We start from the raw sequence: 8,867 nt of genomic DNA, 5'->3' as shown, positions 1-8,867 counted from the left end.
ACTGAGCCGACCGCCGCCCCGGTCCCCCTGGGCCCCGATTCTCTGACCTGGAAGTATTTCGGCGACTGGCGGGGATTGCTGCAGGGCGTCTGGGCGGGTTCGATGCAGAACATGCACCCAGGCCTCGGTGCTGGAGTGGAGGAACACTCACGCTTCTTCGAGGAGCGCTGGGAGCGCCTCTACCGCTCGCTGTATCCCATCGGCGGAGTTGTATACGACGGTGACCGGGCGCAGCAGACCGCAGAGCAGGTCCGCGGCTACCACAACAACATCAAGGGAATCGACAAGCAAGGTCGCAGATACCACGCACTCGACCCCGACACGTTCTACTGGGCGCACTCCACCTTCTTCATGGGCACGATCCTCACAGCCGACAATTTCATGGGCGGCCTCACCGAAGCGCAGAAGCGTCAGCTCTTCACCGAGCACATCCAGTGGTACCGCCTGTACGGAGTGAGCACGAAACCCGTCCCGGATACCTGGGAAGCTTTCCAGGAGTACTGGGATCACATGTGCCGCAACATCCTCGAAGACAACAAGGCCACTCGTGACGTGCTCGACCTCTCCGCGCTCGGCGTCCCCCCGTCCCTGTCGTGGCTGCCCGAGCCCGTATGGAAGATCATGCGGATCCCGGTCGCCAAGGGTTTCGTCTGGCTCACCGTCGGCATGTACGACCAGCCGGTGCGCGATCTCCTGGGCTACCGATGGAGCGAGCGTGACGAACGAGTGCACACCGTCGTCGGCAAGGCCGTGAACGCGGTGTTCCGTCTGGTTCCGCAGCGTTACCGATACCATCCCAGAGCCCGCGCCGGCTGGGACCGCGCGACCGGCCGGGCACCCGCGAACGCGCCGCTGGTGCATACCCCACCGCGCAATCTCCCTCCGGTGCAGTACCGAGACGATCCCAAGCATTACAGCCCGAAGGTGTGACTTTCAGGCGAGCACAATGGAATGCTCGACACCATGGCGTGGGATCTTCCGAGTCTGTTCAACCGACCGACACTCGCGGGCGATGATCAACTGTCGACCGAGCACGTCGCGAGCCGGATCAGCGCGTACATCTACGGCAACATCCTGGTTCTCGCCGCCCTGATTCCAGTCACGCATTCCCACGAGACGCTGGGGATCGCAGTCATCGTCGGAGCGGCTCTGTCGGTTTTCCTCGCCCACGTGTTCGCCGAATCCGTCGGTCAGACATTGCGACTGGACCACACTCTCACCCACACCGAGAGAATCCGGGAACTGCGTGACGCGGTACCCATTCTCACGTCGGCGGTTCTTCCGAGTGCGATCCTCGCAACCGCCCTCCTGGGATGGCTCGAACCCGTAACCGCCCAATTGGTGGCGGAAATCGTGATGATCGCCCGCATCGGCACGATCAGCTACGTGATCAGCCGGCTCCGACGTGAGAAGGTCACACCCGCCACCCACTTCGCCGCGATCACGCTGGCCTGCGTCGCTGCCGTCATCGTGGTGGTCAAGGTACTTCTGACACACTGACCGGGGGTTCGAGCAGTTCGACCCGTGATTCCGGGGCGGCCGCCCGCAGCGCGTCGGCCGACAGGTCGTCCGGCTGAGCCTGCGACTGCACTTCCGCCTCGACCCTCGCCTGGTACGTCTTCACTTCGCGATCGATAACATCTGCCTCCCAGCCGAGGACAGGCGCAACCAACCGAGCCACCTGCTCGGCGCAGTTCACTCCCCGATGCGGGTACTCGATCGCGATCCGGGTGCGGCGAGCGAGAATGTCGTCGAGGTGCAGCGCCCCTTCTGCGGCCGCCGCGTAGACGACCTCCACCTGAAGATATGCGGGAGCGTCGGTCAACGGCTCGAGGAGTTCGGGCTTGCCCGAGGCCAGATCCAGAACCTCACCGATCAGGGAACCGTAACGGTCCAGCAGATGCTTGATTCGGTAGGGATGCACTCCGTGCACCTGGCCCAGTTGGACGGTCTGATTGACCAGGGCGAAATAGCCGTCCGCACCGACCAACGGCACCTTCTCGGTAATGGAGGGTGCCACCCGGGCGGGGATGTCGTCCGCTGCCAGGTCCATCGCGTCCTCGGCCATCACCCGGTACGTGGTGTACTTGCCGCCGGCGATGGCGATCAATCCGGGCGCGACGCGGGCGACCGCGTGCTCGCGAGAGAGTTTCGAGGTCTCGTCGCTCTCCCCGGCGAGCAACGGCCGCAGTCCGGCATACACGCCGTCGATGTCTTCGTGCGTCAGTGCGGTGACGAGAACCTTGTTGGCCTGCCCGAGAATGTAGTCGATGTCGGCTCTGGTCGCCGCGGGGTGACCGAGGTCCAGATTCCAGTCCGTGTCGGTGGTACCGATGATCCAGTGACTGCCCCACGGGATCACGAACAGCACCGACTTCTCGGTGCGGAGGATGATCGCGGCGTCGCTGACGATCCGATCGCGGGGCACCACGACATGCACGCCCTTGGACGCCCGGACGCGGAATCGGCCGCGCTGCCGGGACAGAGCCTGGATCTCGTCCGTCCACACCCCGGTCGCATTGATCACGACGCTCCCGCGTACCTCCGCGGTGCGACCGTCCTCGCAGTCCCTGATACGGACACCGGACACTCGGTCCGCCTCCCGCAAAAAACCGACCACCTGCGTCGAGGTCCGCACGACGGCGCCGTAGCGGGCCGCGGTGCGGGCCACGGTCATCGTGTGACGCGCGTCGTCCACCACGGTGTCGTAGTAGGAGATTCCACCGGTGAGCGAGTTCCGCTTGAGCCCGGGCGCCATCCGGAGCGCGGCGGCCCTGGTCAGCTGCCTCTGCGGGGGAACGGATTTGGCGCCGCCCATCCGGTCGTAGAGAAAGATGCCCGCCGCGGTATACGGGCGTTCCCACACCCGGTGGGTGAGCGGGAACAGGAACTTCTGCGGCTTCACCAGGTGCGGTGCGAGGGTGGTCAGCGACAGCTCACGTTCCCGCAACGCCTCGCGGACCAGACCGAACTCGAATTGCTCGAGATAACGCAGACCACCGTGGAACATCTTCGACGACCGACTGGACGTACCCGCCGCGAAGTCGCGCGCCTCCACCAACGCCACCTTGAGACCCCGGGTGGCCGCGTCGAGCGCGGTGCCGCAGCCCACGACTCCGCCACCGATCACGATGACGTCGAACTGCTCGGTCTGCAATGTCTCCCATGCGGCGTCGCGTTGCCGGGGACCGAGAAACTGCACACCTGGTTGAGTACTCAACTCGGACTCCTGTCAGCTGACGTCGGATTCCTCCCCAGGCTATTGACATCCTCAGCCGGCAACAACCTGGGGGCTTTTCCTGCGCGGGGTTTCACCTCACTCGGCGCGCGCCCGTGCTGAACCGTGCCGCACGACGGTGGACCCTGTGCGGGTGGCCACGCCGCCGAATAACCGGACCTGGATGTATCGGCTCACTGTAGAAGATCTTCTTGGCGAATTCGATCAACACGAGATAAGCAATCACCATCGCAACCAGAGCGAGGAAGAAGCCGATCGGCAACGGCGTGAACCCGAGGTCGTCGGAAAGGGGTGAGACGGTCAACGTGATGGCGACCGTGATGGCCGCGAACGTGGAAACGACAAGCGGCACACTCGGTGTGCTGCGGAAGAACGGAACACGGCGGGTGCGGATCGCGAAGATGATCAGTGTCTGAGTGGCCAGGGATTCGACGAACCAGCCTGTTCGGAACAGTTCCGGCCCCGCCTGGAAAACTCCGATCATGATTCCGAAGGTCAGGAAATCGAACAATGAACTGATCGGACCGAAGAACAGCATGAACCGGCGGATGAAACCGATATTCCAATGCGACGGCGCATGGAGTTGCTCCTGGTCGACGTTGTCCGTCGGAATGGCCAACTGGCTGGAATCGTAGAGAAGGTTGTTGAGCAGAATCTGACTCGGCAACATCGGCAGGAAGGTCAGGACCGCTGAAGCCGCCGCGGCACTGAACATGTTGCCGAAATTGCTGGAGGTTCCCATCAATACGTATTTGATCGTGTTGGCGAAGATTCGACGGCCCTCGGAGACGCCGTCGGCCAGAACGCCGAGGTCCTTTTCCAGAAGCAGAATGTCCGCCGCGTCCTTGGCCACGTCAGTGGCCGTATCCACGGAGATTCCGACATCCGCGGCGTGCAGCGCGAGCGCATCGTTGACGCCGTCACCGAGGAATCCGACCGATCGACCGTGCTGCCGCAGCGCTTTGACCAGCCGCGACTTCTGCTCCGGCGATACTCGGGCGAAAATGGTGGCCTGCTCGGCCATCTCGGTGAAAGCCTCGTCGTCGAGGCCCTCGAGTTCGGCGCCCGTGACCGTGCCGCCCGAGGGCAACCCGAGTTCGGAACAGACGGATTCCGCAACCCGAGGATTGTCACCGGTGGCGACCTTCACGCTGATTCCCAGCGTCGCAAGCTGTTCCAAGGAGACCTTCGCTGCCGACTTGGGCCGATCGAGGAATACGAGGAATCCTCGCAGGACAAGGTCGTCCTCGTCGTCCGGTGTGATCTCTGTACGCGCCGGCGCCGACTTGGTGGCTACGGCCACCACCCGGCTCCCCTGTGCGAACTGTGCGGACAGAGTCTCTCTCGCCTCCGGACCGACGTGGGTACACCGCTCGAGGACGGACTCGGGCGCACCCTTCACGACCAGCAGACGATCTCCCGCCGGGCTGTCCACCAACGCGGAGGTCATGCGCCGTTCGTGATCGAACGGAAGGAGCGCAAGCCGCTCGTATCCGGCGACCGGCGACCGCGCCGCCTCCGGTGTCGCCCACAACGCCGAGTCCATCGGGTTGGCGCCCACCACGACGTCCGAATTTCCCGCGGACTCGTATTCCGTGGCCAGCAGGCCGAGCAGCAGCGCCTCGGCGCTGTCCGTCCCGGACGAATCGAGCGCGGCAACGAAGCTGATCCGCCCTTCCGTGAGTGTGCCGGTCTTGTCGGTGACCACGACGTCCAGGTCGCCGAGGTCCTCGATACACACCAGCCGTTTCACCAGAACCTTGCGTTTGGCCAGTTGCCGCGACCCGGCCGCGAGACTGGTGCTGACCACCGCGGGCAGCAACTGCGGGGTGACACCGACCGCGATGGCCAGCGCGAAGAGCAACGACTCGAGCAACGGCCGCTGCAGGACGAGGTTGGTTATCGCGATGACCGCGGTCAGCGTAAGTGCGACCTGCAGCAGCAATACCGAGAACTGACGGAGGCCTGCCTGAAAATCGGTCTCCGGGTGACGCTCACCGAGACCCGCTGCGACCCGCCCGAATGCAGCACGGCTTCCGGTCTCCACCACGACGCCCGTGCCGGTTCCGGCCTGCACGACGGTGCCCATGAATGCGCAACTGGTCAGATCTGCCTGCGCGGTCCCCGGATCGACGGGGGCCACCGATTTCTCGACCGCCATCGACTCGCCTGTGAGAACGCTCTCGTCACATTCGAGCCCGGCCGTGGAGAGCAGTCTCATGTCGGCGGGAACCACTGCACCGAGGACCAGATGCACGACGTCGCCGGGCACCAGTTCGGTGACGTCGACCTCGGCCGGTTCGTCGTCACGGAGAACGATCGCGGTGTGCCGCACGCGTGAGTGCAGTGCCGCCGTGGCGCGTTCCGCGCGGTACTCGTTGACGAATCCCAACCCGATACTGGCCGCCAGAATGATTCCGATGATAATTGCGTCGTTGCGGGAACCGAGGAAGAACGAGATGGCCGCGGTCACGGCGAGCATCACCAGAATTGCGCTACGGAGCTGACGGCCGAGAATCGCGAGCGGATTGACGCGATGGGAACGAACGGCATTCGGGCCTGACTCGCGTAGCCGGCGCGCCGCCTCTTCCGAGGAGAGCCCGCCGGACGTGGTCTCCAAGCAGGCCAGCACCACTCGAGTGTCCGCGGCGGCGGCACTCGCGGTGGTGTAAGCGGCGCCGGGTCCGGGCATCACCGTGCCCGGACGTGAAGTCGTCGTCGTCCGATCGTCGAACACGTCACTTCCTCGTCCCGATCCTGGTGGGTCCCGATCGTGGTGGGCGGTGACATGTGCATCACGGCCCCGGCATCGCCTCGAGCATGGCACAAACCATCGTCCCGTGCGGATGGCCACGGTGGCCCGCACCGGGAACGGCCGCGTATCGGTCTTCGTCCCGGTAGTTTCATGCGTGTGGTTCAGTACATCGCAGCGATAGACCAGGGCACGACGTCGAGTCGGTGCATCATCTTCGATCACACCGGCGGTGTGGTGAGCGTCGCGCAGAAGGAACACGACCAGGTCTTCCCCCGCGCCGGCTGGGTGGAACACGACGCGAAGGAACTGTGGATCAACACCCGCGAAGTCGCGGCATCCGCACTCGCGAAGGCCGATCTCACCAGCAGCGACATCGCCGCCATCGGCATCACGAACCAGCGCGAGACCACCGTGGTGTGGGACAGGAACACCGGTGAGCCCGTGTACAACGCCATCGTCTGGCAGGACACGCGTACCGCCGGACTGTGCGTCCAACTCGGCGGTGAGGCGGGCGCGGACCGTTATCGACGTCGCACCGGCCTGCCCCTCTCGACGTACTTCGCCGGGCCCAAGATCCGCTGGATCCTCGACAACGTGGAGGGAGTCCGCGACCGGGCCGAGGCCGGTGACCTGTGCTTCGGAACCGTCGACTCCTGGATTCTGTGGAACATCACCGAGGGCACGCACGTCACCGACGTCACGAATGCCTCACGCACTCTTCTGATGAATCTCGACACGCTCGACTGGGATCCGGAGATCTGCGCCGATTTCGGTATACCGATGTCGATGCTGCCCGAGATCCGCAGTTCGTCCGAGGTGTACGGGGTGGCGCGCTCGCGCGGGGCCCTTCCGGGAGTTCCGGTTGCCGGGATCCTCGGCGATCAGCAGGCGGCCACGTTCGGCCAGGCCTGTCTCTCCGAAGGTGACGCCAAGAACACCTACGGAACGGGAAACTTCCTGCTGCTCAATACCGGAACCACACCCGTCCACAGCAAACACGGCCTGCTGACCACGGTCTGTTACAAGATCGGCGACGCCCCCGCCGTCTACGCTCTCGAGGGGTCGATAGCGGTGACCGGGTCCCTGGTGCAGTGGCTGCGCGACAATCTGGGAATCATCCGGTCCGCCAACGATATCGAGGAGCTGGCCAACTCGGTCGACGACAACGGCGGAGCGTATTTCGTCCCCGCGTTCTCCGGTTTGTTCGCACCCCGTTGGCGGCCCGACGCCCGCGGGGTCATTGCCGGCCTGACCCGTTTCGTGAACAAGGGCCACCTGGCTCGGGCCGCACTGGAGGCCACCGCGTATCAGACACGGGAGGTGATCGAGGCGATGCGCGCAGATTCGGGCGTCGACCTCGCCTCGCTGAAAGTCGACGGCGGGATGGTGGTGAACGACACCCTCATGCAGTTCCAGGCAGACATTCTCGGCGTGCCCGTCATCCGCCCGGTTGTCAACGAAACCACAGCGCTGGGAGCGGCATACGCTGCAGGCCTCGCGGTCGGCTTCTGGGCCGGCGAGCAGGACATCCGCGAGAACTGGGCCGTCGGGAAGACCTGGAACCCGCAGATGCCCGAAGAGGAGGCCACCCGGCTTTACGCCGAGTGGAACAAGGCCGTCGAACGCACCTACGACTGGGCGTGAGTGCGGTTGGCGTCACCGAACGCCTCACCGAGAAGCCGTAACGAGCGAACGGCGTCGCGAGGTCTTCGCCGACCGATTTCAGAACTCCTGCAGCGCTTCGACATTCGGGCACGGGCGATGATTCGCTCGTGCCCGACCATCTCGAAAGTGCGCACCACTGCGTGAAAGGGCTATCCCACCCGACAAGACAGTGGTGATAGTCAGTCCAGGTCGTCGTGCTGCATCAACTGTCGCGCGGCTTCGGTAATCGAGCCGGTGAGCGACGGGTACACGGAGAAGGTCTGGGCGAGGTCGTTGACCGACAGGTTGTTCTGGACCGCCATCGCGAGCGGCAGGATCAGCTCCGAGCCGTTGGGGGCCACCACGACACCACCGATCACCACACCGGTCGCGGGCCGGCAGAAGATCTTGACGAAACCACGGCGCAACCCTGACATCTTGGCGCGGGCATTGGTGTTGAGCGGCAGCATCACGGTGCGGGCCGGGACCTCACCGTTGTCGATCGCCGCCTGGCTCACACCCACCGTCGCGATCTCGGGGCGGGTGAACACTGCCGACGCCACCGTCTTGAGCTTGATCGGGCTGACTCCCTCACCGAGAGCGTGATACATCGCGATCCGGCCCTGCATGGCGGCCACCGAGGCCAAGGGCAGCAACCCGGTACAGTCGCCGGCCGCATAGATCCCCGATACCGTGGTCCGTGAGACCCGGTCCACTCGGAGGTAACCACCCCGGTCGAGTTCGATTCCCACCTTCTCCAGGCCCAGTCCGGACGTGTTGGGGACCGAACCGACGGTCATGAGGGCATGGCTGCCCTCCACCGTGCGACCGTCCGCGAGAACCACGACGACACCGTCCTCGGTGCGCTTGACCGCGTCGGCGCGGGCGTGCTTGACGAGTTCGACACCACGTTCGGCCAGCACGTCCTCGAGCACGAGAGCGGCGTCGGCGTCCTCGCCGGGAAGGACCCGGTCACGACTGGACACGAGAGTGACCTTGACACCCATCTCGGTGTAGGCGGACACGAACTCCGCACCGGTGACACCGGATCCCACCACGACCAAGTGGGACGGCAACTCGTCCAGGTCGTAGAGGTGGCGCCACGTCAGAATGCGTTCGCCATCGGGTTCGGCACCCGAGATGATGCGCGGACGGGCACCGGTGGCGATGAGAACGACATCCGCGTCGAGGGTGCGCTGCTCACCATCGGCGAGGGTGGCACGCACCTGG

6 protein-coding genes are annotated in these 8,867 nt (G+C 64.8%); 3 read left to right on the top strand and 3 right to left on the bottom strand.

What is annotated here, in order from left to right; translation table 11 throughout:
* Positions 1 to 27: 27 nt before the first annotated feature.
* Together WAW17_RS08965 and WAW17_RS08960 are read left to right on the top strand one after the other, a co-directional pair.
* Complete coding sequence (locus WAW17_RS08965; RefSeq protein ID WP_422332632.1) at positions 28 to 930, top strand: oxygenase MpaB family protein; 903 nt, start codon at positions 28 to 30, stop codon at positions 928 to 930.
* Between the two features lie 33 nt (positions 931 to 963).
* Positions 964 to 1,500 carry a hypothetical protein gene (locus WAW17_RS08960; protein WP_422332631.1) on the top strand — a complete coding sequence of 179 codons (537 nt, stop codon included), beginning with the start codon at positions 964 to 966 and terminating at the stop codon, positions 1,498 to 1,500.
* Here the strand turns inward: WAW17_RS08960 and WAW17_RS08955 are convergent.
* Together WAW17_RS08955 and mgtA are read right to left on the bottom strand one after the other, a co-directional pair.
* Positions 1,478 to 3,220 (bottom strand): glycerol-3-phosphate dehydrogenase/oxidase, encoded by a 1,743-nt coding sequence (locus WAW17_RS08955; protein WP_422332629.1) that lies wholly within the window; start codon positions 3,218 to 3,220, stop codon positions 1,478 to 1,480. The genes WAW17_RS08960 and WAW17_RS08955 overlap by 23 nt on opposite strands.
* Positions 3,221 to 3,311: 91 nt before the next feature.
* Positions 3,312 to 5,930, bottom strand: a complete 2,619-nt coding sequence (gene mgtA / locus WAW17_RS08950) for a magnesium-translocating P-type ATPase (protein ID WP_422332630.1) — start codon at positions 5,928 to 5,930, stop codon at positions 3,312 to 3,314.
* 213 nt (positions 5,931 to 6,143) lie between these two features.
* Here mgtA and glpK point away from each other — a divergent pair, with 213 nt between their 5' ends.
* A complete protein-coding gene (glpK, locus tag WAW17_RS08945; protein ID WP_422332628.1) occupies positions 6,144 to 7,637 on the top strand; it encodes a glycerol kinase GlpK in 1,494 nt (497 codons plus the stop codon).
* Between the two features lie 200 nt (positions 7,638 to 7,837).
* Here the strand turns inward: glpK and WAW17_RS08940 are convergent.
* Positions 7,838 to 8,867, bottom strand: a 1,030-nt coding sequence (locus WAW17_RS08940) for an NAD(P)H-quinone dehydrogenase (RefSeq protein ID WP_422332627.1), incomplete at its 5' end; no start/stop codon positions are given.

The organism is Rhodococcus sp. (in: high G+C Gram-positive bacteria), from assembly GCF_049286785.1.
In the GTDB taxonomy this organism is placed as follows: Bacteria; Actinomycetota; Actinomycetes; order Mycobacteriales; family Mycobacteriaceae; genus Rhodococcus_F.
The sequence above is the reverse complement of the archived record's forward strand: the minus strand, read 5'-3'. Positions and strand labels throughout refer to the sequence as shown.

Excerpts from the sequence above, each read along its gene's own strand:
- WAW17_RS08960 (WP_422332631.1), top strand. The coding sequence starts at position 964 with ATGGCGTGGGATCTTCCGAGTCTGTTCAACCGACCGACACTCGCGGGC.
- glpK (WP_422332628.1), top strand. The coding sequence starts at position 6,144 with ATGCGTGTGGTTCAGTACATCGCAGCGATAGACCAGGGCACGACGTCG.
- mgtA (WP_422332630.1), bottom strand. The coding sequence starts at position 5,930 with ATGCCCGGACCCGGCGCCGCTTACACCACCGCGAGTGCCGCCGCCGCG.